Source organism: Microcella sp. (assembly GCF_030645145.1).
Taxonomy (GTDB): domain Bacteria; phylum Actinomycetota; class Actinomycetes; order Actinomycetales; family Microbacteriaceae; genus Microcella.
In genome coordinates this window covers 1-20,454 of the sequence record NZ_JAUSMI010000102.1, presented here as the reverse complement: position 1 = coordinate 20,454, position 20,454 = coordinate 1, and the positions used below count along the sequence as shown (strand labels likewise).

At 69.2% G+C, this 20,454-nt stretch carries 22 protein-coding genes; 6 read left to right on the top strand and 16 right to left on the bottom strand.

Features of this window, described 5'->3' with window-relative positions; genetic code table 11:
• Positions 1-160: 160 nt before the first annotated feature.
• From Q7T15_RS07215 to Q7T15_RS07150, 14 genes are all read right to left on the bottom strand, one after another.
• Positions 161-688 (bottom strand): general stress protein, encoded by a 528-nt coding sequence (locus Q7T15_RS07215; protein ID WP_141386018.1) that lies wholly within the window; start codon positions 686-688, stop codon positions 161-163.
• A gap of 195 nt (positions 689-883) precedes the next feature.
• The gene (locus Q7T15_RS07210) at positions 884-1,297 is read right to left on the bottom strand and encodes an Hsp20/alpha crystallin family protein (protein WP_304694758.1); all 414 of its coding nucleotides are present in this window, start codon (positions 1,295-1,297) and stop codon (positions 884-886) included.
• A gap of 146 nt (positions 1,298-1,443) precedes the next feature.
• Positions 1,444-2,346 (bottom strand): alpha/beta fold hydrolase, encoded by a 903-nt coding sequence (locus tag Q7T15_RS07205; protein WP_304694756.1) that lies wholly within the window; start codon positions 2,344-2,346, stop codon positions 1,444-1,446.
• Positions 2,343-4,055: an FAD-dependent oxidoreductase gene (locus Q7T15_RS07200; RefSeq protein ID WP_304694754.1), complete on the bottom strand. Its 1,713-nt coding sequence runs from the start codon at positions 4,053-4,055 to the stop codon at positions 2,343-2,345. The genes Q7T15_RS07205 and Q7T15_RS07200 overlap by 4 nt, the downstream gene beginning before the upstream one ends.
• The gene (locus Q7T15_RS12350; protein ID WP_087113856.1) at positions 4,052-4,312 is read right to left on the bottom strand and encodes a UBP-type zinc finger domain-containing protein; all 261 of its coding nucleotides are present in this window, start codon (positions 4,310-4,312) and stop codon (positions 4,052-4,054) included. The genes Q7T15_RS07200 and Q7T15_RS12350 overlap by 4 nt, the downstream gene beginning before the upstream one ends.
• The gene (trxA, locus tag Q7T15_RS07190) at positions 4,309-4,761 is read right to left on the bottom strand and encodes a thioredoxin (RefSeq protein ID WP_304694752.1); all 453 of its coding nucleotides are present in this window, start codon (positions 4,759-4,761) and stop codon (positions 4,309-4,311) included. Before trxA ends, Q7T15_RS12350 begins: the two co-directional genes overlap by 4 nt.
• Complete coding sequence (gene clpB / locus Q7T15_RS07185; RefSeq protein WP_304694749.1) at positions 4,758-7,385, bottom strand: ATP-dependent chaperone ClpB; 2,628 nt, start codon at positions 7,383-7,385, stop codon at positions 4,758-4,760. The genes trxA and clpB overlap by 4 nt, the downstream gene beginning before the upstream one ends.
• Entirely contained in the window at positions 7,376-7,687 is a 312-nt protein-coding gene (locus Q7T15_RS07180) for a chaperone modulator CbpM (protein ID WP_076689621.1), read from the bottom strand. Before Q7T15_RS07180 ends, clpB begins: the two co-directional genes overlap by 10 nt.
• Entirely contained in the window at positions 7,684-8,571 is an 888-nt protein-coding gene (locus tag Q7T15_RS07175) for a DnaJ C-terminal domain-containing protein (RefSeq protein ID WP_304694745.1), read from the bottom strand. Before Q7T15_RS07175 ends, Q7T15_RS07180 begins: the two co-directional genes overlap by 4 nt.
• Positions 8,572-8,574: 3 nt before the next feature.
• Positions 8,575-9,114, bottom strand: coding sequence for a nucleotide exchange factor GrpE (locus Q7T15_RS07170; protein WP_087132769.1), 540 nt, complete (start codon positions 9,112-9,114; stop codon positions 8,575-8,577).
• An 18-nt stretch (positions 9,115-9,132) separates the two neighbouring features.
• Positions 9,133-10,998 (bottom strand): molecular chaperone DnaK, encoded by a 1,866-nt coding sequence (dnaK, locus tag Q7T15_RS07165; protein ID WP_304694740.1) that lies wholly within the window; start codon positions 10,996-10,998, stop codon positions 9,133-9,135.
• 35 nt (positions 10,999-11,033) lie between these two features.
• The gene (locus Q7T15_RS07160; RefSeq protein WP_304694738.1) at positions 11,034-11,468 is read right to left on the bottom strand and encodes an Hsp20/alpha crystallin family protein; all 435 of its coding nucleotides are present in this window, start codon (positions 11,466-11,468) and stop codon (positions 11,034-11,036) included.
• Between the two features lie 465 nt (positions 11,469-11,933).
• Positions 11,934-12,218: a hypothetical protein gene (locus Q7T15_RS07155; protein ID WP_172664066.1), complete on the bottom strand. Its 285-nt coding sequence runs from the start codon at positions 12,216-12,218 to the stop codon at positions 11,934-11,936.
• 239 nt (positions 12,219-12,457) lie between these two features.
• Positions 12,458-14,944: an ATP-dependent DNA ligase gene (locus Q7T15_RS07150; protein ID WP_304694729.1), complete on the bottom strand. Its 2,487-nt coding sequence runs from the start codon at positions 14,942-14,944 to the stop codon at positions 12,458-12,460.
• Positions 14,945-15,033: 89 nt separating this feature from the next.
• On the opposite strand from Q7T15_RS07150, the gene Q7T15_RS07145 reads away from it, so the two are divergent.
• The 6 genes from Q7T15_RS07145 to Q7T15_RS07120 are packed head-to-tail and all read left to right on the top strand — an operon-like array spanning position 15,034 to position 19,005.
• Positions 15,034-16,002 (top strand): Ku protein, encoded by a 969-nt coding sequence (locus tag Q7T15_RS07145; RefSeq protein WP_304694727.1) that lies wholly within the window; start codon positions 15,034-15,036, stop codon positions 16,000-16,002.
• 42 nt (positions 16,003-16,044) lie between these two features.
• Positions 16,045-16,515, top strand: a complete 471-nt coding sequence (locus Q7T15_RS07140) for a hypothetical protein (protein WP_304694725.1) — start codon at positions 16,045-16,047, stop codon at positions 16,513-16,515.
• 52 nt (positions 16,516-16,567) lie between these two features.
• Positions 16,568-16,873 carry an ATP-dependent Clp protease adapter ClpS gene (clpS, locus tag Q7T15_RS07135; protein ID WP_304694723.1) on the top strand — a complete coding sequence of 102 codons (306 nt, stop codon included), beginning with the start codon at positions 16,568-16,570 and terminating at the stop codon, positions 16,871-16,873.
• Complete coding sequence (locus Q7T15_RS07130) at positions 16,870-17,361, top strand: DUF2017 family protein (protein WP_304694721.1); 492 nt, start codon at positions 16,870-16,872, stop codon at positions 17,359-17,361. Before clpS ends, Q7T15_RS07130 begins: the two co-directional genes overlap by 4 nt.
• Positions 17,358-17,732 carry a metallopeptidase family protein gene (locus Q7T15_RS07125; protein WP_370689117.1) on the top strand — a complete coding sequence of 125 codons (375 nt, stop codon included), beginning with the start codon at positions 17,358-17,360 and terminating at the stop codon, positions 17,730-17,732. Before Q7T15_RS07130 ends, Q7T15_RS07125 begins: the two co-directional genes overlap by 4 nt.
• Before the next feature lie 58 nt (positions 17,733-17,790).
• The gene (locus tag Q7T15_RS07120; RefSeq protein ID WP_304694719.1) at positions 17,791-19,005 is read left to right on the top strand and encodes a D-alanyl-D-alanine carboxypeptidase family protein; all 1,215 of its coding nucleotides are present in this window, start codon (positions 17,791-17,793) and stop codon (positions 19,003-19,005) included.
• Between the two features lie 22 nt (positions 19,006-19,027).
• Here the strand turns inward: Q7T15_RS07120 and Q7T15_RS07115 are convergent, their stop codons facing one another.
• Positions 19,028-19,537, bottom strand: a complete 510-nt coding sequence (locus tag Q7T15_RS07115; protein ID WP_304694717.1) for an ATP-binding protein — start codon at positions 19,535-19,537, stop codon at positions 19,028-19,030.
• Positions 19,521-20,454, bottom strand: a 934-nt coding sequence (locus Q7T15_RS07110; protein ID WP_370689116.1) for an energy-coupling factor transporter transmembrane protein EcfT, incomplete at its 5' end; no start/stop codon positions are given. The genes Q7T15_RS07110 and Q7T15_RS07115, both read right to left, overlap by 17 nt.

Below are 20,454 nucleotides of genomic sequence, written 5' to 3'. Positions count from 1 at the left end.
GGATCGAGCGGACCTACCATCGACGTCGACGGCAGCGGGTTCTAGGCCGTTTGACGCCGGTGGAGTTCGAGGCGATCATGACCACAAGGGCCGCGTCCGCGGCCTAAGAAGAAGAGTCACCGGAACCCTCAGCAGTCCCCTCATTCGTGAAGGGCCCTTTTCAGTCTCCGGGGTGGGCGGTCTGGTCCGCGAGGAGACGAGCGGCCTCCGCAGCGTATGGTGCTTCCACTTGGACCTCGTAGTGGCCCGCCTCAAGGGTCTCCAGTGAGTCGAAGTCCCGTCGGCCGCCCTTAGCCAGGTGTCCAAGGAAGTAAAGCAAAGCGCCCCAAACTGCGCCAGAGGCGACCGAGATGATCAGGATGGCCAGCCAACCGAATCCGGGGGCGAACAGCCCGAACAGCAGACCTAGCAGAACACCGAACCATGCTCCAACGCCTGCGCCCCGTAGCGCAGCCTTTCCTCCTGTCAAGCGACCGAGTACATGCTCGACAACACGAACGTCGAGCCCCACGATCGCCACTCGTTCCACAGCGAAGCCTGCGTCGGAAAGACGGTCAACCGCTGCCTGCGCACTGGCGTAGTCAGAGAACCGCGCGATCGTTTGTTTCCAGCGGGGGTCATTGGTGAACGGGGGCTCACTAGCGTCCTGTTCCGAAGGGTTGTTGCGAGGGGCCTCGGGGCTGGTCATGGGCGTACTCCTTTAGTGAGAACTGGATGAATCACCGTGCTAAGACCAGAAGGCTGGGTGCACGCCCGTCTTCCGGTCTTGCAAGGCCGGGTGTTGCGCCGTTCGGCATCAGGGAAAGGTCGCCCCTGTTTGCTTTCGGCGCGTGCTGCGAACGAGAAGCTAACTCTGGCTCGTCGATGGGTCTCCGGCCGGGCGTTACTCCTGAGGCGAGTGCTGACTCAGGACATGAATCTTGCGCGGCTTGGCTTTCTCGCTGACCGGGATGACCAGGCTCAGCACGCCGTTGTCGTACGAGGCGGAGATGTTCGCCGAGTCCACACCCTCACCGATGCTGAACTGGCGGAGGTAGGTACCCGCCGGTCGCTCCTGAACGAGCCACTTGGCTCCCTCGGTGTGGGGTGCAGTGCGCTGGGCGCGGATGGTCAGCAGCTGACCGTCGACGTCGATGTCTACCGACTCCGGTTCGACCCCGGGCAGGTCGGCGGTGAGAACGTAACGGTCAGCTTCACGGTACAGGTCTACCGGCATCACACGCGGTCCCGGACGGGACTGAAGCAGGCCGGACGCGAGGCGGTCGAGCTCGCTCAAAGGATCGAACGACATTGCCATGATGAATCACTTCCTTTCCGTATGCGGGTCCTCGGGTCTATCCCGATGCCTGTAAATTAGCAATCTCCACGCGGGAGCGCCATCGTTTTTGACCCTTTCATCTGGTTATTTCTCGTACCAAGAATCTGCTTTCTTGGGCGAAATCGTCATGCTGTCACCGCCTCGGCGACGACTCGCGCGAGGCGCTTGCCGATGAGGTGGTTCGTTGCCCGCACACGCCGAACGGTGACCCCCATCATCCGCTCCACGATGCGCAGCACGGCTTCGGAGCGGAACTCGTCGAGGTCGCCCATGATGACGTCGATGGGGGCTTTGACATGGGCGATGTCGCTGAGAGTGGTCTGTGACTCGATGGAGTGCTGCAACGACTTGACGAATGGCTCCCAGTTGCGTTCAGTGATATCTACAGCTTTGGGGATGGGCAGCAGCCGCTGTACCAGCGCAGCGTGCCGGAGGGTGAACTCCCGGTTCGTGCGGAGGTACTCGTAGAGCCGCAGGTAGAAGTCCATCCGGGCCCGCTCGATGACGTCCCCTATTTCATGGGGTGCGAGATAGATAGGTGGGCTGACCATCACGAGCTTCGCGACTCGCTTTTGCCGCCGGGCGGCGTACCGGGCGCCGATGAGGGCGCCCATGGAATGCCCGACCACAGTGAACGGCTCGCGCAGCCGCAGCGACGCGACCGTCCGCTCGATAGCGGCGACATGGTCGGCCAGGGTGTAATCGGCCCACTCCGGCGCCGGCGACTCGCCGAAGCCGAGCAGGTCGATGGCGATGCACCGGTGGGTGCGCTCGAGCAGCGAGATCACGTGGTGAAACGTCACCGACGAGGACGCGATACCGTGCAGCAGCAGCACCGTCGGGCCCTCGCCGCGTTCCTCGGCGATGTGCAGCACCGGCATGCGGCGAAACCACCTCATCCGACGCAACGTCGAGCGGATCTTGCCCGCTACGCCCGCATGGGCCACCGGAGGATCTGCGGGTTCTCCCACGGCTGCCGGGTTCGGGGCGGCGTGCGGCGTCAGGTGTCCCTGGATGTCGGAGCTCATGCCCACACCCGACTGTGACGACCCTCGTTCAGGTACTCGTGGATCTGCCGGACCACACTGGCGCCCTCACCCACAGCCGAGGTCATTCGCTTCACAGACCCGTGCCGCACATCGCCGATAGCGAAGACTCCGGGGATGGTGGTCTCCAAAGAGAAGCGGGGGCTTCCTTCCGTCCGCGCGCCGGCCAGCTCCGTCTCCGCGCCGGTGAGGATGTACCCGTCAGGATCGCGTGCCACATCGACCTTCAATGCCGTCGTCGCCGGAGCGGCGCCGACGAAGACGAACACGTGCCCCACGGGGAGCTTCTCCAGCACGTCACCGTGACGGACTGTGATCGCTTCCAAACGGTTGCCGCCGTGTGCTTCCACGACCTCCGAGAACAGCAGCACGTTGATACGGGGGTGATGTTGGATCTGGTCCACCAGGTATCTGGACATCCGCGCTCCCAGGTCCGCGGCGCGCACCACAAGGTGCACACGGGGGGACGTGCGGGCAAGAAACAGCGCGGCCTGGCCAGCGGAGTTGCCGCCACCGACAACAGCGACAGGTGTGTCTACGCACATCCGCGCTTCCTGCGCTGTTGCCGCGTAGAACACGTTCGAGGTCTGGAACCGGTCCAGCCCCGCGGCGGGAAGCGAGCGGTATCGCACTCCGGTGGCAAGGACCACCACATCTGAGGTGACCTCCCTGCCATCTTCGAAGATCACCCGGAAGCGGTCCTCATCCTCTACGACCTCCTGGACCTTGGTCGGGATGTCCAACGTGGCACCGAACTTGCGCGCTTGCAGGAGGCTGCGGTCGGCGAGCTCAAAGCCGGAGATTCCGGCGGGAAACCCCAGATAGTTCTCGATCTTCGCTGACGTTCCCGCCTGCCCGCCAGTGGCGACCGCGTCGCACAGGTAGACCGACAACCCATCGGAGGCTGCGTACACGGTCGCGGCAAGACCAGCCGGCCCTGCGCCGACGACCACCACATCGCAGGTGGCCGGTGCGGCGGGCGGGCGCATCCCCAACTCTTCGGCAAGCCGTGCCGGGGTGGCACCCAGGACGGTGCGTGAGCCGCCGAGGATCACCAGGGGGAAGTCGGCGACGGTGGCGCCGAGCTGGCGGACCAGCCGCTCCGCTTTCTCGTCCTTATCCAGGTCCAGCAGCCGGTGGGGCAGCCGATTTCGTGCGATGAAGTCCAGCAGATCCCGGGTCTGCGGGGAGAAGCAAGAGCCGACGACCCGCAGGCCCGCTCCCGCCCCGATGGCCAGGGAGCGGCGGATGAGGTAGGCCCGCAGGATGATCTCACCCAACAGCGGGTCCGAGGTGACGATGGCCTCCATCTCATCGACGGGCACCTCCACCACCTCGGCGGCGCCGATGGCGGAGACGAGGACGAAAGACGGCTGTCCTTCCAGCAACCCGACATCCCCCACGAACCGGCCGCGGCCGTGCACCCCGACCGCCAACGGCTCATCGGAGTGACGCGGATCCGCCGCAGGTTCGGTGTCCGCCGTCAGCAGGTGCCCTTCCAGGACGACATAGATGGAGGACGGGTGCTCCCCGGGCCGGATGAGAACCTCCCCGTCGGTGAGTGTGCGGCGCTGCCCTCGTGCGAGCAGCACCGCGATCTGCTCGTCGCTGAGCCGCGGGAAGGCGCCGATGGTGTCAGGCGTCTCGGCCTGAGCGGCCTGGCGGCGGTCGGCGGCGAGCGTGTCACTCATAGGTACGCTTCGTCCACGTAGCACCAGCTCCAGTTCTCCCCCAGCTCCAGCGACCGCACGATGGGGTGCCCGGCCGTGAGTGCATGCGTGCGGGCGTGCCGCATCGGGGAGGAGTCGCAGCACCCGACCTTCCCGCAGGTGCGGCACATCCGCAGGTGCAGCCAGGGCGTGCCGGCCGCCACGCAGTCCTCACATGACCCGGGTGTCCGGGGACGGACCGGGCGGATGAGCGGGACGTGTGGGTCGACGTATCTCATGGGGCACCGCCGGCCGAATCTGCCTTCTTCTGCAGCGCCTCGTCCACCCAGCGCACCAGCACGTCCGGCGGGGCGGCTCCGGATTGGCGGGAGAGCACGTTCCCTTGGTTGAGGATGAGCAGGGTCGGCACCGCCTGGACGGAGAACTTGCGGGCCGTCTCCGGGGCGGCGTCCACGTCCACTTTCACCAACTTGAGCTTGCCGGCACGTTCCGTGGCGACCTTCTCGAGGGCGGGGCTGACCATCCGGCACGGTGCGCACCAGGTCGCCCACAAGTCCACGAGCACCACTTGCGGGGCCTGCTCGACCACCTCGGCAAAGTCCGCATCGCCCGCATCGACGATCCACGGCACGGCGCTCTTGCAGACGCCGCAGCGAGGGTACCCCGACGCGGCTGCGGGGACACGGTTCTTCTTCCCGCAGTTGGGGCAGGTCACAATCGCGCTCACGCCGCGTCCTCCTCTTCGGCGGGCGCTGCGATGTTGAAGACGAGGTCGCCGTCCTGCACGTCCAGCGTGACCGTCGACCCGTCCATCACCTGCCCGCTCAGCAGCGCACGACCCAGCCGGGTCTCGATCTCATGGCTGATGTAGCGTCGCAGCGGACGCGCACCGTACACGGGGTCGTAGCCGCGGTCGGCGATGAGCTGGCGTGCCGCGGGCGTCAGCTCGATGCGGATCTGACGCTCGGCCAGCCGGGAGCGCAGGTCCGTGAACTGCAGCTCCACAATGTCCTGGATCTGTTCACGACCCAGCGGTGAGAACACCACGATGTCGTCCACCCGGTTGAGGAACTCGGGACGGAAGTGGGCGCGCAACTCACCGAGCACACTGTTTCGCACGTCGTCGGGGATCGCGCCGCCATCGGAGCCCAACAAGTGATGGGCACCGATGTTGGAGGTCATGATGATGATGGTGTTGCGGAAGTCGACGGTGCGTCCCTGGCTGTCGGTGATGCGGCCGTCGTCGAGGACCTGCAGCAGCGTGTTGAACACGTCCGGGTGGGCTTTCTCGATCTCGTCGAAAAGGACCACGCTGTACGGGTGGCGGCGCACCGCCTCGGTCAGCTGCCCTCCCTCGTCATACCCGACATACCCGGGAGGTGCACCGACCAGCCTGCTGACGGTGTGACGTTCCTGGTACTCGCTCATGTCCAGCCGGACCATCGCCGACTCGCTGTCGAACAGTGCTTGCGCGAGCGCTTTGGCCAGTTCGGTCTTTCCCACACCTGTTGGGCCGAGGAAGATGAACGAGCCGATGGGTCGGCGCGGGTCGCGGATGCCGGAGCGGGCACGGATGATCGCGTCGCTGACGAGCGTGATGGCCTCATCCTGACCGACCACCCGCTCCTTGAGGGTGGCGTCCAGGGTGAGGATCTTGTTGCGTTCACCTTCCTGCAGCCGGGCCACGGGGATCCCCGTCCACGCTGCGACGATCTCGGCGATCTCGTCCTCGGTGACCACCTCCCGCAGCAGCCGCTGCCGGCCCTGCTTGGAGGTGAGACGCTCCTCCTCGGCGTGCAGGCGTCGTTCCGCGTCAGCGATAGCCCCGTACCGCAGTTCAGCGGCACGGTTGAGGTCGTAGGAGCGCTCAGCTTCCTCCGCTTCCCGCCGCAACCGCTCCAGCTCACTGCGCAGCTCCTGGACCTTGCGGATCGCTTGACGCTCCGCCTCCCACTGGGCGCGCTTGGAGTCCGCCTCCGCCTTCAGGTCGGTCAGTTCCCGGCGCAGCTCCTCCAGCCGGTTCTTGCTGGCAGCGTCCGTTTCCTTCGACAGCGCCGCTTCCTCGATCTCCAGGCGGGTCACCCGCCGGGTCAGCTCGTCGAGCTCAGCGGGCATTGAGTCGATCTCGGTCCGCAGTCGCGCGCAGGCTTCGTCGATGAGGTCGATGGCCTTGTCGGGCAGGAACCGGTCGGAGATGTACCGGTGGGACAGCACGGCGGCAGCGACCAGTGCGCTGTCCTGGATGCGGACACCGTGGAAGACCTCCAGCCGTTCGCGCAGGCCGCGGAGGATGGAGATCGCGTCCTCCACGTCAGGCTCCTCGACCATCACCGTCTGGAACCGGCGTTCCAGGGCCGCGTCCTTCTCGATGTGCTTGCGGTACTCATCGAGGGTGGTGGCACCGATGAGGTGCAGCTCCCCGCGGGCGAGCATCGGCTTGAGCATGTTGCCGGCGTCCATCGCCCCTTCGGTGGCTCCCGCCCCCACCAGGGTGTGCAGCTCGTCGATGAACAGCAGGATGCGTCCCTCCGCTGCTTTCACCTCCGCCAGGACTGCCTTCATTCGCTCTTCGAATTCGCCCCGGTACTTCGCGCCGGCGACCAGGGCCGACAGGTCCAGCGAGAACACGGTCTTGTCGCGGAGGCCCTCGGGCACGTCCTCACGCAAGATCCGCTGGGCAAGGCCCTCCACGATGGCGGTCTTTCCGACACCGGGCTCGCCGATGAGGACGGGGTTGTTCTTGGTCTTGCGGGAGAGGATCTGGATGACCCGGCGAATCTCCGCGTCACGCCCGATGACCGGGTCAAGCTTGCCCAACCGGGCGTCAGCGACCAGGTCACGGCCGTACTTCTCCAGCGCCTCGTACGTCTGCTCGGGGGTGGCGGAGTTGACGTGCTGGTTGCCGCGGATCTTGGTGAGCGCGCCGAGGAAGCTCTCCCGGGTGATACCGTGCCCGCGCAGCACGCGGGACGCGGCACGGTTGGAGGAGTCGTCGGCGAGGGCCAACACGAGATGCTCCACGGAGATGTAGGAGTCTTTCAGCCGCTTTGCCTCCCGCTCCGCCCGTTCCAGGGTGGAGGTGAGGCTGCGGCTCACGTACACCTGACCGATCTGCGGGGAGGACCCGGAGACGCTGGGCTTGCGGGCGATCTCCGCTTCGACGTCGGCGCGTACCGCTTCCACGTCAGCACCCGCTGTCTGCAGCAGTCGGGGAACCAGCCCCTCCTCCTGCTGCAGCAGTGCGAGCAGGAGATGCTCCTCATCTGTCTCGATCTGACCGGCCTGGACCGCGATGCTCTGGGCCGAGGTGAGCGCTTCCTGCGACTTCTGAGTGAGTGAGTTCATGTCCATGAGGTGTCTCCTTCAAGTCGGATGGTCCGGTGCTGCTCGAGCTGCTCGATGCGGGCGAGCAGGTCGAGCACGAGAGCGATGCCGGCGTAGTTCACGGCAAGATCGGAGTGCAGACGCACGATGGTGTGCACGCGGGCGGGGACGGTACGGGCGAACCACAGCCGGCCGCTGGTGTCGACGTGGGCGGTGACCAGCCCCAGCTCGACGAACTTCCGCAGCGTATCCGGGTGGATACCTGCGGCTACCGCGGTCGCCGCCAGGTCGGCCCGGGCGACACGGACGGGCAGGTGATGTGAGGTCATGATCCTCTCCTGGCATCAAACGACGATTCGTCGCGGAGCTGTTCGAACAGCTCCTTCTCCTTCTTGGTGAGAGTGCGGGGAACGACGACCTTCACCCGCGCATACAGGTCTCCCGGCTGTCCTCTGCGGGGCATCCCCTGCCCGCGCAGGCGGAGCCGCCTGCCAGTGGACGAGCCGGGCGGAACGTGCACGGTGACCGGGCCGCCGGGGGTGGGCACGCTGACATCCGCGCCCAGCGCCGCCTCCCACGGTGAGATGGGAAGGTCCGTTTCGATGTCCGCGCCGCTGAGCCGGTACCGCTTACTGTCCTTCACGCGCAGCGTGACCAGCAGGTCCCCGTCCTGTCCGTCGGCGCCCGCTCCGCCTGCGCCCGCGATCCGCAGCCGCTGCCCGTCGACAGCGCCCGCTGGGATATCGATGGTGTAGTCTTGGGCGCCGCCGTACGGGGACGCGACCTGCACGGTGCGCCGCCCGCCCCGGTAGGCCTCCTCGACGGTGATCTCCAGCTCCGCGGTGTGGTCGGCGCCGCGACCGAAACCACCGAAGCCGCCCCCGAAGAGGTCCTCCCAGTTCACGCTCTGCGCGCCGCCCCCGCTCCACGTGTATCGGGTGCCCCCGCTGCGGCGCGGCTGCTCGGAGGAGCGAGCCGCGTCCGCGGCGGCGTACTGCCGGAAGTTCTCACCGAACCGGTCGTACTGTGAGCGGGTTTCCGGGTCCGACAGCACATCGTGGGCTTCACTGATCCGTCTAAAGGTCTCCTCCGCCCCCGGGGTCTTGTTGACGTCCGGGTGGAACTTGCGGGCCTTCTCCCGGTAGGCGCGGCGGATCTCCTTCTGATCCGCCGACCGGGAGACCCCCAGCACGCTGTAGAGATCCTCGACCATCTCCTACTCCTCATCCGGCCTGCGGGTGACAACGACCGCAGCCGGTCGCAGCATCCGCTCAGGCGTTCCGAACCCGGGGCGAGTGACGGCGAGGATGCTGCGCGGCGGGACGCTGGCATCCTCGACCACCGAGACCGCCTCGTGCAGCTGCGGGTCGAACTCCGCACCGTCGATGACAATCTCGGGGTACCCGAGTGCGCGCAACGCATCAGCGGCCTGCGCCCGGATGGCCTGCATGCCACCCAGAACGCCCTCGTCAAGGTCCACTCCGAAGCTGAGCGCCCGGTCCAGCCCGTCGACGACGGGCAAGAAGGCTTTGGCGGTGTGCCGCCGCTCCTGCTCGCGGACGGTCTGGATCTCGCGCGCCATCCGTTTGCGGAGGTTGTCGTAGTCCGCCGCCGCCCGGCGCCACCGGTCCTCGGCCGTCTCCAACTGGGCGGCGACCGCTGCTTGCGCGGCGCGGATCTCCTCCGGGGACACGTCGGTGAGGTCGTCGTTCAGCAGGTCCACGGCCCGCGTGTCCTCGTTCTGCTCCTCGACCATCGCGATCCTCCCTCCGTGCTACCTGTCGAATTCGGCGTCGACGACGTCGTCTTCGTCGTCCTGAGCGGGCTGCTCAGCGTGGCTGGCGTTCGCGCGGGCCGCAGCAAGGGACTGCGCAACCTGTAGCAGCTCGCCGGTGCGCTCTTTCGCTTCCTGCTCGCCGACGTTGTTCTGCACTGCCTCGCGGGCCTGCGTGATGAGCAGCTCCGCGCGGGCACGCTCGTGCTCCGGTGCAGCGTCGCCGAGCTCACGCAGTACCCGCTCGACCTGGTAGGCGGCGGAGTCCAGCTCGTTGCGGGCGTCCACGGCCTGGCGCAGCGCCTGGTCGTCAGCACGGTGCTGCTCGGCTTCCTTAATCATCCGGTCGATCTCGCCCTGGTCCAGATTCGAGGTGTCGCTGATGGTGATGCCCTGCTCGGTGCCGGTGTCCTTGTCCTTCGCCGTCACGTGCAGGATGCCGTTCGCGTCGATGTCGAAGGTGACCTCCACCTGCGCTTCACCGCGAGGAGCGGGGCGGATGCCGGTGAGCTGGAACCGGCCCAGCACCCGGTTGTCTGCGGCGTTCTCCCGCTCGCCCTGCAGGACGACGATCTCCACCGACGGCTGGTTGTCTTCGGCCGTGGAGAACACCTCGCTGCGTCGGGCGGGGATGGTGGTGTTGCGTTCGATGATCTTCGTCATCACGCCACCGCGGGTCTCCACACCCAGCGACAGCGGGGTGACATCCAGCAGCAGCACGTCTTCGACGTCGCCCTTGAGGACGCCCGCCTGGATGGCGGCGCCCACAGCGACCACCTCATCGGGGTTCACCGTCATGTTCGGCTCCTTGCCGCCGGTGAGCCGCTTGACGAGCGCTTGGACAGCGGGGATGCGGGTGGAACCGCCCACGAGGATGACCTCGTCGATATCGTTCTCGCTGACCTTCGCGTCGGCCATCGCCTGACGCACCGGACCGAGGCACCGCTCAACGAGGTCAGCGGTGAGGTCTTCGAACTTGGACCGCTTCACGGTCATGGTGAGGTGCCTGGGTCCGCTGGCGTCGGCGGTGATGAAGGGCAGGCTGACCTGGGTCTGGGACACCGAGCTGAGCTCGACCTTCGCCTTCTCGGCCGCCTCGAACAGTCGCTGCAGCGCCTGCGGGTCGTTGCGCAGGTCGATGCCGTTCTCGTTCTTGAACTCGTCGGCAAAGTAGTCCACCAGCCGGCGGTCGAAGTCGTCGCCGCCCAGGTGGGTGTCACCCGCGGTAGATCGCACTTCGACGACCCCGTCGCCCACGTCGAGGAGGCTGACATCGAACGTGCCGCCACCGAGGTCGAACACCAGGATGGTCTCGTGGTTCTTCTTGTCCATTCCGTACGCCAGTGCGGCGGCGGTGGGCTCGTTGATGATGCGTAGCACCTCGAGCCCGGCGATGCGTCCGGCGTCCTTGGTCGCGGTGCGTTGGGCGTCGTTGAAGTAGGCGGGAACGGTGATGACGGCCTCGGTCACCTTCTCACCGAGGAACTTGCTGGCGTCGTCGACGAGCTTGCGCAGCACCTGGGCGCTGATCTCCTCCGGCGCGTACTGCTTGCCGCGGATGTTGAACCGTGCTTCGCCGTTGGGGCCTTCCACGACGTCGAAGCCGACGGCGTTGGCTTCCTCCTTGATCTCGTCGAAGGACCGGCCGATGAACCGCTTGGCGGACGAGATGGTGCCCTTCGGGTTGAGGATGCTCTGCCGGCGGGCAAGCTGCCCCACCAGCCGTTCACCGTCCTCGGTGAAAGCGACCACCGACGGGGTAGTGCGGGCTCCCTCCGCGTTCGGGATGACCTTCTCCTCGCCGGCCTCCCAGACGGCGATAACGGAGTTCGTGGTTCCCAGATCGATTCCTACTGCCTTGGCCATGATGATTGTTCCTTTCTTGTCGCGTGAGACACGTTTCAGGGGTCGTCAAAGAGCGCGCCAGGATCGGAGCAGGCGCAGGGCTGAGTGCCCAGAGTCAGGAAGCAGGCTGCTTCAGGGGGATCTTTCCGGACTGCGGGCTGCTCGATGGGCATCACCACCCGCAGGACGCCCAGGTCGCAGCTGGCGGTGACGCTGTCGCTGTCGATGCCGGGCGCCAGTCCCAGCAGCCGCATGAATTGCCCGTGGGGGCCGTTCGGCGGTGAACCACTTCGCGCCGGCGGTCGCGGACTGGGCCGCTGACCGCGCGGACGGTGAGCGGCTGGCTGCCCACCCAGCTCGATGGACTCCGAGTCGATGCCTGGCAGGTTCGCCTCAGGAACGTACTCGTCGCCCTCTCGGGACAGATCGACCGACATCGAGCGCGGATCCATCTGCTGAGCGATGCGCAGGTCCGCACATGAGGTCACCATCTCACCACCCCCCTTTACGCTGAGTCGCTATAACTCCACTGCAGATGTTTGTTCGACGGTCGGAGGTGTAGAACCCACCCGGACCATGTGGTCCAAGCAGAAGCGCGAACGCGCGGTAGAGCTGCGTCGTTCTGGTACCAGACTGGACCCCACGTAGGCGTTTCACAAGTGATTCGCCTGACGAACGGAGCCTGATCCGCTTTCCAGACCTGCGCGTCCACAGGGCTCAGCCCCACCACCGCGCCGTCGCGCTCAGCGAGCCAAAGCGTCTCGACTGCTCCGAGCCTGGACAAGATGCGTCCTGTCACCGGGTCATTGGGTTCGATGAGCATGGACAGCACCATCCTCGCGGTGCGCTCGTCATTCGCGACCTCACTCACGCTGGTCGTCATCGGTTCCTCTCGGCGCTCGTTACCGACGAGGTGCGCCGAGCGCTACCGACGGATCAGCAACTCGGAACCGCAGCTACGAGTCATCGCTCGCCTCGTCCACGATGAGTCCAGCCTCGACCAGTGCAGCCCGCACGGCCTTACGGTCCACGCCCATCCGGCGACCGATGGCCCGCATCGAGACGCCCGCTCGGGTGAGCCGCACGGCCTCGGCCTTCTCGTCGATCCCCAGCCTTGGTCGGCGGCTCGGCACGTTGCGGCGACGCAGATGGGAGAACACGGTGGCGCGGTGAATGCCGTACCTCTCAGCGAGCGCCTTGACGCTCATCCCGGCCAGGTAGTCGCCGACGAGGGCGTCCACCTCGGAGTCGGTCAGAAAAGTTTGAGCCGTCTCGACAGTGCTCGCAACAGGGCCACGATCATCCTTCGGAGCGGTATCCTGGGGACGTCGAGAGACCTCGTAGACCCCACGCTCTAGGCGGTTGACCAGGGTTTTTGTCTTGGGGGCGGAGTTGCCGAACGTACTACTCAGGCACCCCAGCTCGAAGCCCCGGCTCCGCATCGCGGAGGCCGGGGCTTCGTCATCTCGCCGTCGCCGCATCACTCTCGCGTCACGTCGCCGGGCGCGATGTCGATCCGCCAGCCGCGCCACACGGGGTGCCGCAGCCGCCCCGTCGCCGTCCACTCGGTGAAGGCGACCTCGCCCACGAGCTCGGGGCGCACCCAGATCGCGTCGGCCGCGTCCGCGCTCGGGATGCCCGTGAACGGGCACCGCGACGTCTCGAGCGCCCGCAGGCGGTCGCGCAATCCTCCGAGCTCGCGCTCGCCGAACCCCGAGCCGATCCGGCCCGCGTACGCGAGCCCGCGCCCCTCGCGAACCCCGACGAGCAGCGACCCGACGCCGTCGGCCCGCCGGCCGGACCCCGGCCGCCAGCCGCCGACGACGACCGACTGCGTGCGGACGTGCTTGAGCTTGATCCACGCGCTCGAGCGCCGCCCGGGGCGGTAGGTGCTGTCGCGGCGCTTGGCCATGATGCCCTCGAGGTCGAGCTCGCGGCTCGTGGTGAGGGCGTCGTCGAGGTCGCCGTCGAACGCGGGAGGGACGAGCACCGGACCCTGCTCGGTGACGAGGGAGGCGAGGAGCTCGCGGCGGGCGTCGTAGTCGAGCCCCGTGGCATCCGCCCCGCCGGCGAGGAGGACGTCGAAGAGCATGATCCGCACGGGGACGGCGGAGGCGAGCGCGGCGATCTCGCGCGGCTTCGTGAGGCCCATGCGGCGCTGCAGGAGGCCGAAGTCGGGGCGGCCGCGGTCGTCGAGGGCGACGATCTCGCCGTCGAGGACGACGGGGCCGGCAGCGCGCACCGAGGTCTCGACGAGGTCGGCGAGCGCCGCGAGCTCGGGGTAGGCGGGGGTCAGGTCGACGCCGTTGCGGCTGCGCAGCCCGAGCGCGCCGTCGTCGAGGCCGGCGAGGGCGCGGATGCCGTCCCACTTCATCTCGAACGCCCACTCGGCGGGCTCGGCGATGTCGGCGACGCCGCCCGCGGTCGCGAGCATCGGGGCGAGGGAGGCGCCGGCGGCGGTGCCCGCCGGGGCGGCTCGCGCGCTGCCGCGGAGGACGCGTCGACCGGTGCGCTCGCTCAGCCGCGAGGTCGCTGCGGCCGAGGAGGGCGACGGCGACGGCGTCGACTCGCGCCCGTCGTCCATGAGGTGCATGATCCACTGCGCGCGCCCCGGCCCCGCGACGCCCGCGGGCGCCCTCTCGCCCGTGCGGATGAGCGCGTAGCGGTGCGATCCGCGCTGCCCGTGCAGCGTCGCGATGACCTCCTCGCCGTCGCGCCACTTCTCGAGGTCGTACGTCCCGGAGTCCCAGATCGTCATCTCGCCCGCGCCGTACTCGCCCGCGGGGATCGTGCCCTCGAAGTCGAGGTACTCGATCGGGTGGTCCTCGGTCGGCACGGCGAGCCGGTTGACGGCCGGGTCGTCGGGCACGCCCTTCGGCACCGCCCAGCTGACGAGCACGCCGTCGCGCTCGAGCCGCACGTCGAAGTGCAGTCGGCGGGCGTGGTGCTCCTGGATGACGAAGCGGCGGCCGTCGGTCGGGGGTGGCACCGACTCGGGCACGGGCTCGGGCGTGCGCCGCGCATCCCGCATCGACCGGTAGGTCGCGAGACGGTCGTCCTCCTCGTCGTCGTCGGTGTACGCCTCCTCGAGCGGCGCGAGCAGGTCGCCGCGCTTCCGCACGCGGCGCATGACCTCCTGATGGTCGAGGTGGGCGAGGGTCGACGACGACAGCTCGCGCCACGTGCGCGGAGCGGCGACCATGGGCCGCGAGCGCCCGCGAAGCGAGTACGGCGCGACGGTCGTCTTCGCGCCGCTGTTCTGGCTCCAGTCGACGAGCACGCGGCCCTCGCGCTTGCTCTTCTTCATGTCGCTCACGATGAGATCGGGGTGGTCGGCCTCGAGCGCCCGCGCCATCTCGTGCGCGACGCTCGAGATCTCGTCGGAGGTCTGCGTGCCGTCGAGCGCGCTGTAGAGGTGGATGCCTTTGCTCCCGCTCGTCACCGGCAGCGGGTCGAGACCGATGTCCTTGAGGATGCTCCGCGCGAGCCGCGCGACCTCGGCGCACTCGAGCAGGCCGACGCCGGGCCCCGGGTCAAGGTCGAGCACGAGCCGGTCGGGCCTCTTGGGCTTCCCGGCCCGCCCGATGCGCCACTGCGGCACGTGGATCTCGAGCGAGCCGATCTGCGCGAGCCACGCGAGGGTCGCGGCGTCGTTGACGAGCGGGTACTCGTTGACGTGGTCCGAGTGCTGGATCTCGGCCCGCTCCACCCACTGCGGCGTCGAGGCGTCGAGGTTCTTCTGGAAGAACACCTGACCGGGCTTCTCGGCCGTGCCCACGCCGTCGACCCAGCGCTTGCGGGTCGCGGGCCGGTTGCGCACGTGCGGCAGCATGGCGGGCGCGACGGCCGCGTAGTACGCGAGCACGTCGGCCTTGGTCGTGCCGGTCTCGGGGTACATGACCTTGTCGAGGCTCGTGAGCTTCAGCTCGCGGCCCTCGATGGTCACGCGGGTGTCGGAGCTCGCCATGCCGCCATGCTCCCGCCGAGGCATCCGCGCCCGCCACCCCTTTGCGCAAGGGGGTTGGCGTGTGCTCGCGACGCGCGCACGCTGGGGGCATGCGATCGATCTGGAAGGGCGCGATCACGTTCGGGCTCGTCAACGTCCCCGTCAAGGTCTACAGCGCCACCGAGGACCACGACCTGCCGCTGCACCAGGTGCACGACGCCGACGGCGGGCGCATCCGCTATCAGAGGCGGTGCGAGGTGTGCGGCAAGATCGTCAGCTACAGCGACATCGACAAGGCCTACGACGACGGCGAGCGGACTGTCGTGCTCACCGACGACGACCTCGCGACGCTGCCGAGCGAGCGCAGCAAGGAGATCGACGTCGTCGAGTTCGTGCCGACCGAGCAGATCGACCCGATCATGTTCGATCGCAGCTACTTCCTCGAGCCCGACGGCTCGTCGCCCAAGGCGTACGTGCTGCTGCGGCGGACGCTCGAGGAGGCCGAGCGGACGGCGATCGTGCTGTTCTCGCTGCGGCAGAAGACCCGGCTCGCGGCGCTGCGCGTGCGCGGCGACGTGCTCATGCTGCAGACGCTGCTGTGGGACGACGAGGTGCGCGAGGCGCGGTTCCCGTCGCTGGATGCTGCGGTGCGGATCGGCGCGAAGGAGCTGCAGATGAGCCGGTCGCTCGTCGAGTCGTTCGCCTCCGACTTCGCGCCCGAGCAGTTCAGCGACGAGTACCAGGACGAGCTGCGGAAGCTCGTCGAGGCGAAGCTCGCCCAGGGCGACGCGCTGTCGACCGAGGAGACCTTCGGCGAGACCGCGGAGGACGAGGACGCCGGCGGCGAGGTGCTGAGCCTCATGGACGCCCTGCAGCGCAGCATCGAGGCCAACCGGGCGAGGAAGAAGGGCGGCGGGTCGGCGAAGGCGCGGTCGACGGCGCCGTCGAAAGCGGCATCGAGAGCGGCATCGACGGCGTCGTCCCGGGGCGCGGAGAAGGGCTCGACCAAGGGCTCGACGAAGGCCCCGTCGAAGGCCCCGTCGAAGAAGAAGGCCGCCCCTCGGAAGAAGTCGGCCTGACCCCGTCGCTCTCGACCCGCGACCAGGTCTAGAGTGACGCTCATGATGCTCCGGCACTCGTCCGACCCCGGCTTCGACCCGGGTGTCGACGGCGGTTTCCCCGACCCCGGCATGCCTGGCTTCCCGGCCGATCCGGGGGTGGTCGCCTTCTCCGGCGTCGCCGGTCTGTTCGGCGTGCTGTTCGCGCTCGCCTTCGTCGCCGCGATCGCGTTCGGCATCTACCGCATGGTCATCGCGCACCAGGCCTCGCAGCGGCTCGGCCTCGGCGCCACCGGCACCTTCCTCGCGGTGACCGACGAGAACGCGGCGACGGCGTTCGTCGCGAGCGCAGCGGTCAAGGACGCCGTCGACCGACGCGGCGCATCCGACGCCCTTGAGCCGGACGGGACCGCCGCGCCTCCGGCGACCGATGTCGCCTCCCGCCTGCGCGCGCTCGCCGCGGCGCGCGACGAGGGCCTGGTCTCCGACCAGGAGTTCACGCGGGCTCGCGAGCAGATCCTCGCCGAGGCCTGAGCGCAGCATCCGCCCGTCGGCCCCTGTCAGAGCGGTGCGGGAGAATGGCCGCATGGCCCTCCCCTCCGTCCCGCTCGTCGACGAGTCCGTCGACGTCGAGCGGCGCGAGCTCCACGCGAGCGAGGTGCCCTGGATCACGATCGTCTGGAACGACCCCGTCAACCTCATGAGCTACGTCGCGTGGGTCTTCCGCCGTCATTTCGGCATGGATGCCCCCACCGCCGAGCAGCGCATGATGCAGGTGCACACCGAGGGCCGCGCCGTCGTCGCCGAGGGCAATCGCGAGGCGATGGAGCGGCACGTCGAGGCGATGCACGAGTACGGGCTGTGGGCGACGCTCGAGCGGGCTCCGCGATGAGGGGCTTCGTGCTCGTCGAGGGCGGCTTCGAGGCCGTCGTCGAGCCGGAGGAGGCGCGCATCCTCGCCTCGCTCGCCGCGCAGCTGTCGTCGCTGCTCGGCGAGGCCGCCGACGACGAGGCGCTCTCCGGCTCCGATCCCGCGGTCGCGCGACTGCTGCCCGACGCGTACCGCGACGACGAGGAGGCCGCCGCCGAATGGCGCCGTCTGAGCCGCCGCGCGCTCGCCGAGCGCAAGGGCGCGTTCGCCTCGCGGTTCGCGGCCGACCTCGCCGACGCGTCTACCGCGACGGCGTCGACGCGCATCCGCCTCGACGAATCAGGCGCGCTCGACTGGATGCGCGCGATCGGCGACCTGCGCCTCGTGCTCGCCGAGCGCATGGAGGTCGGCGACGATCGCGAGGGCATGAGCGACCTCTACGACTGGCTCGCGTGGATGCAGGACGACCTCGTGCGGGTGCTCGACCAGGCCGAGGAGCGCGGAGCGTGACCGACGACGGCAGCGCGCCGCTCGATCTCGATGCCGAGGCGTTCGAGGCGCTCGTCGTCGACGAGCTCGACGACCTCCCCGACGACATGGTCGACGGCCTCGAGAACCTCGTCTTCGTCGTCGAGGACCGCCCGGAGGACGGCTCGCTCGACCTCCTCGGCGAGTACCAGGGCGTGGCTCTCACCGATCGCGGCCAGTACGGCTTTGGCGAGCTGCCCGACCGCATCGTGCTGTTCCGCGAGCCTCTTCTCGCGACCGCCGAGGGCGATCTCGAGGAGCTCAAGGAGCAGATCCACATCACGCTCGTGCACGAGATCGCCCACTTCTACGGCATCGACGACGACGAGCTGCACCGCCTCGGCTGGGGCTGATCGCGCCGCCCGGCGCGCCCCCTCCCCCGCATCGCACCGACCCGCCTACCCTGACCGCATGGAACCGGCGAGGCGCGTCGCGCGCACCATCAGCAGCCTCTTTGCGCTCCTCCTCGTGCTCGCGACCGTGTACGCCGCGGGCGCGCTCCTGAGCCCCATCCCGCCGCTGACCCCCCTCGAGCGCGAGTTCGACACGACGGCGCTCGACGCCGGCGCCGCCTCGATCGTCCTCCCCGAGGCCGGCGCGACCGCGGTCGCGCTGCCCGAGGGCGAGCCGATCGCAGGAGGCAGCGCCGACACCCTGCCGATCGCGGGGATCACCAAGCTCGTCCTCGCCCTCGTCGCGATCGAGGAGGCCGAGCTCGAGCCCGGCCGCACCGGCCCCACGCTCGTCATCGACCAGGCCGACCTGCAGCGTCAGCGCGGGCTCCAGGCGAGCGGGATCCGCGTCGTGCCCGTCTCGCTCGCGGAGAGCTGGACCGTCCGCGACCTGCTCATCGCGACCGTGATCGGCTCGGGCAACAACACGGCCGAGCTCCTCGCCGAAGCCGTGTTCGGCACGACGGACGCCTACGTCGAGCGCGCATCCGCCTGGCTGACCGAGAACGGGATGCCCGACACCGTCGTCGTCGACGCGACCGGCCTGAATCGCGCCAACGTCGCCCCCGTCCGCGATCTCGGGGTGCTCGCGCAGCTCACGGCGGCCGACCCCGTGCTCGCGGATCTTCTGCGCGAGCGGCCGCTCACCGCGAACGGCGCGCGCTTCGACGACAACGCCGCCGTCGCCCCCTCACTCGGCGTGCTCGGCGCGACCAACAGCTACACCGACGCCGCGGGCGTGTGCTTCGTCATGCTCGTCCCCGTCGGCGAAGTGCTCGTCGGCGCGGTTATGATCGGCCAGCCCGGCTACGACGCGGCGAACGCGGCGCTCCAGACGCTCGTGCCGTCGATCCAGGCGGGAGTGCGGCCCCTCGCGGTCGTCGAGGTCGGCGACGTCGTCGGCGAGCTGACCTCCGACTGGGGGCGCACGGTCGACCTGATCGCCGTCGAGCCCGCGAGCGTGCTGGCCTTCGACGCGGGAGAGGTCGACACCCGGCTCGTGCTCGACGAGCGGCGCACGGTGCTGCGCGGGCAGAGCGTCGGGCGGCTCGAGATCGAGACGCCCGGCGGCACGCAGTCGGTGCGCGTCGAGACCGCGGGAGCGATCGCCGAGCCCGGGATCGCGTGGCGCTTCGCCGACCCGCTCACGGTGCTCGACCGCTGGATCGAGTAGCGGGCCGGTCCTCCGACCGCGCTCAGGCGACGGCGCCGCCGTCGACGACCTCGTCGGCGCAGCCGCGCGGGTCGTGCAGCCGCGCGTGCCACTCCTCCTGGCGTGCCCAGCGCTCCCACTCGCGCGCGAACGGCTCGCCGTCGCGGGCGATCGCGCGGGCGCGACGAGCGGCGTCGTCGAGCTCGATCCAGACGCCGTGGTGGGCGAGCGATCGCGAGGCGGGGCTCAGCGCACCGCAGCCCTCGATGACGAGCGGGAGCGCCGCATCCACCGTTCGCCACTCGCCCGGGCGAGCGCGGGCCCAGTCCCACGTGCGGTAGCGGCCGTCGCGGCCCTCGGCGAGCGGGGCGAGCACGTGGGCGATGACATGCGCCTCGGCGGCCTCGAGGCCGTCCCATCCCGGGTAGACCTCGTCGAGGCTCAGCAGGCGCGCGCCCGTGCGGCCGGCGAGGGCCGTCGCCCACGTCGTCTTGCCCGAGCCCGACCTGCCGTCGACGAGCGTGACGCGCGGCCGGTCAGTCGACGATCGCATTGAACTCGCCCGTCAGGAGGGAGGCGGTGAGGGCGGCCGCCGAGATCAGCACGCCGACGACGAGCGCCGCGGTGTCGATGCCGCGCCACGGCGAGGGGCGCAACCACGTGCGGCGGATGGGCGCGCCGAAGCCGCGCGCCTCCATCGCGATCGCGAGGCTCGACCCGCGACGGATCGCGAGGACGAGCAGCGACAGCACGAGGCCCGCCACGCGGCGGATCATGCCGCGGTCGCCGACGCCCCGCGCGCGCCGGGCGCGCTCGAGCATGCGCGCGTCATCCCGCAGCAGGGTCACGAGCCGCAGCGCCGCGACCGCCCCGAGCACGAACCGCGCGGGCAGCCGCAGGTTCTGCCCGAGCGCGTCGCCGAGGCGCGTCGCGTCGGGACGGGCGAAGAGCGCGATGGCGGGGATGCCGATGGCGAGCACGCGCAGGAACGTCGCGATCGCGAGCTCGATCGAGTTGTCGCTGATGCGCACGAGCAGGAACTCTGCGTAGATCCGGCCGCCCTCCTCCCCGTAGAGCAGGAGGGTGAAGGCCGTGAGGGGCGCGGCGATCAGCACGGGCGAGAGGCGCAGGAGGAGCAGCCGCGCGGGGGCGCCGAGGAGCGGCAGGAGGGCGAGCTGGAGCGCGAGAGCGACGCCCGCCGAGACGATGTCGAGCGTCACGATGAGCATGAGCGCGGGGATGAGGCTCGCGGCGATCGCCGCGACCGGGTTGAGGCGCTCGACGAGCGGGGTGCGCGGCGCGCGCGGCGCGCGTGGTGCTCTTCCGCCGTCTATCGGTCGCCCGTTGCGGGAGTCGGTGGACTCGCCCGCAACGACTGACCGATAGACGCCGCCGGGGGCAGAGGTGGGCCGCGGCGGGGTGGGTGACGCCGCGGTGCGCGGCGGGAGCGCGGGCGGCGTGGCCGCGGGC

Coding starts and splice junctions, on each gene's coding strand:
- Q7T15_RS12350 (WP_087113856.1), bottom strand. CDS start 4,312: ATGAGATACGTCGACCCACACGTCCCGCTCATCCGCCCGGTCCGTCCC.
- Q7T15_RS07150 (WP_304694729.1), bottom strand. CDS start 14,944: ATGGCGAGCTCCGACACCCGCGTGACCATCGAGGGCCGCGAGCTGAAG.
- Q7T15_RS07180 (WP_076689621.1), bottom strand. CDS start 7,687: ATGACCTCACATCACCTGCCCGTCCGTGTCGCCCGGGCCGACCTGGCG.
- Q7T15_RS07200 (WP_304694754.1), bottom strand. CDS start 4,055: ATGAGTGACACGCTCGCCGCCGACCGCCGCCAGGCCGCTCAGGCCGAG.
- Q7T15_RS07175 (WP_304694745.1), bottom strand. CDS start 8,571: ATGGTCGAGGATCTCTACAGCGTGCTGGGGGTCTCCCGGTCGGCGGAT.
- Q7T15_RS07160 (WP_304694738.1), bottom strand. CDS start 11,468: ATGGTGACCTCATGTGCGGACCTGCGCATCGCTCAGCAGATGGATCCG.
- Q7T15_RS07205 (WP_304694756.1), bottom strand. CDS start 2,346: ATGAGCTCCGACATCCAGGGACACCTGACGCCGCACGCCGCCCCGAAC.
- Q7T15_RS07215 (WP_141386018.1), bottom strand. CDS start 688: ATGACCAGCCCCGAGGCCCCTCGCAACAACCCTTCGGAACAGGACGCT.
- Q7T15_RS07120 (WP_304694719.1), top strand. CDS start 17,791: ATGGAACCGGCGAGGCGCGTCGCGCGCACCATCAGCAGCCTCTTTGCG.
- Q7T15_RS07145 (WP_304694727.1), top strand. CDS start 15,034: ATGCGATCGATCTGGAAGGGCGCGATCACGTTCGGGCTCGTCAACGTC.
- dnaK (WP_304694740.1), bottom strand. CDS start 10,998: ATGGCCAAGGCAGTAGGAATCGATCTGGGAACCACGAACTCCGTTATC.
- clpB (WP_304694749.1), bottom strand. CDS start 7,385: ATGGACATGAACTCACTCACTCAGAAGTCGCAGGAAGCGCTCACCTCG.
- Q7T15_RS07170 (WP_087132769.1), bottom strand. CDS start 9,114: ATGGTCGAGGAGCAGAACGAGGACACGCGGGCCGTGGACCTGCTGAAC.
- clpS (WP_304694723.1), top strand. CDS start 16,568: ATGGCCCTCCCCTCCGTCCCGCTCGTCGACGAGTCCGTCGACGTCGAG.
- Q7T15_RS07130 (WP_304694721.1), top strand. CDS start 16,870: ATGAGGGGCTTCGTGCTCGTCGAGGGCGGCTTCGAGGCCGTCGTCGAG.
- Q7T15_RS07140 (WP_304694725.1), top strand. CDS start 16,045: ATGATGCTCCGGCACTCGTCCGACCCCGGCTTCGACCCGGGTGTCGAC.
- Q7T15_RS07115 (WP_304694717.1), bottom strand. CDS start 19,537: ATGCGATCGTCGACTGACCGGCCGCGCGTCACGCTCGTCGACGGCAGG.
- Q7T15_RS07210 (WP_304694758.1), bottom strand. CDS start 1,297: ATGGCAATGTCGTTCGATCCTTTGAGCGAGCTCGACCGCCTCGCGTCC.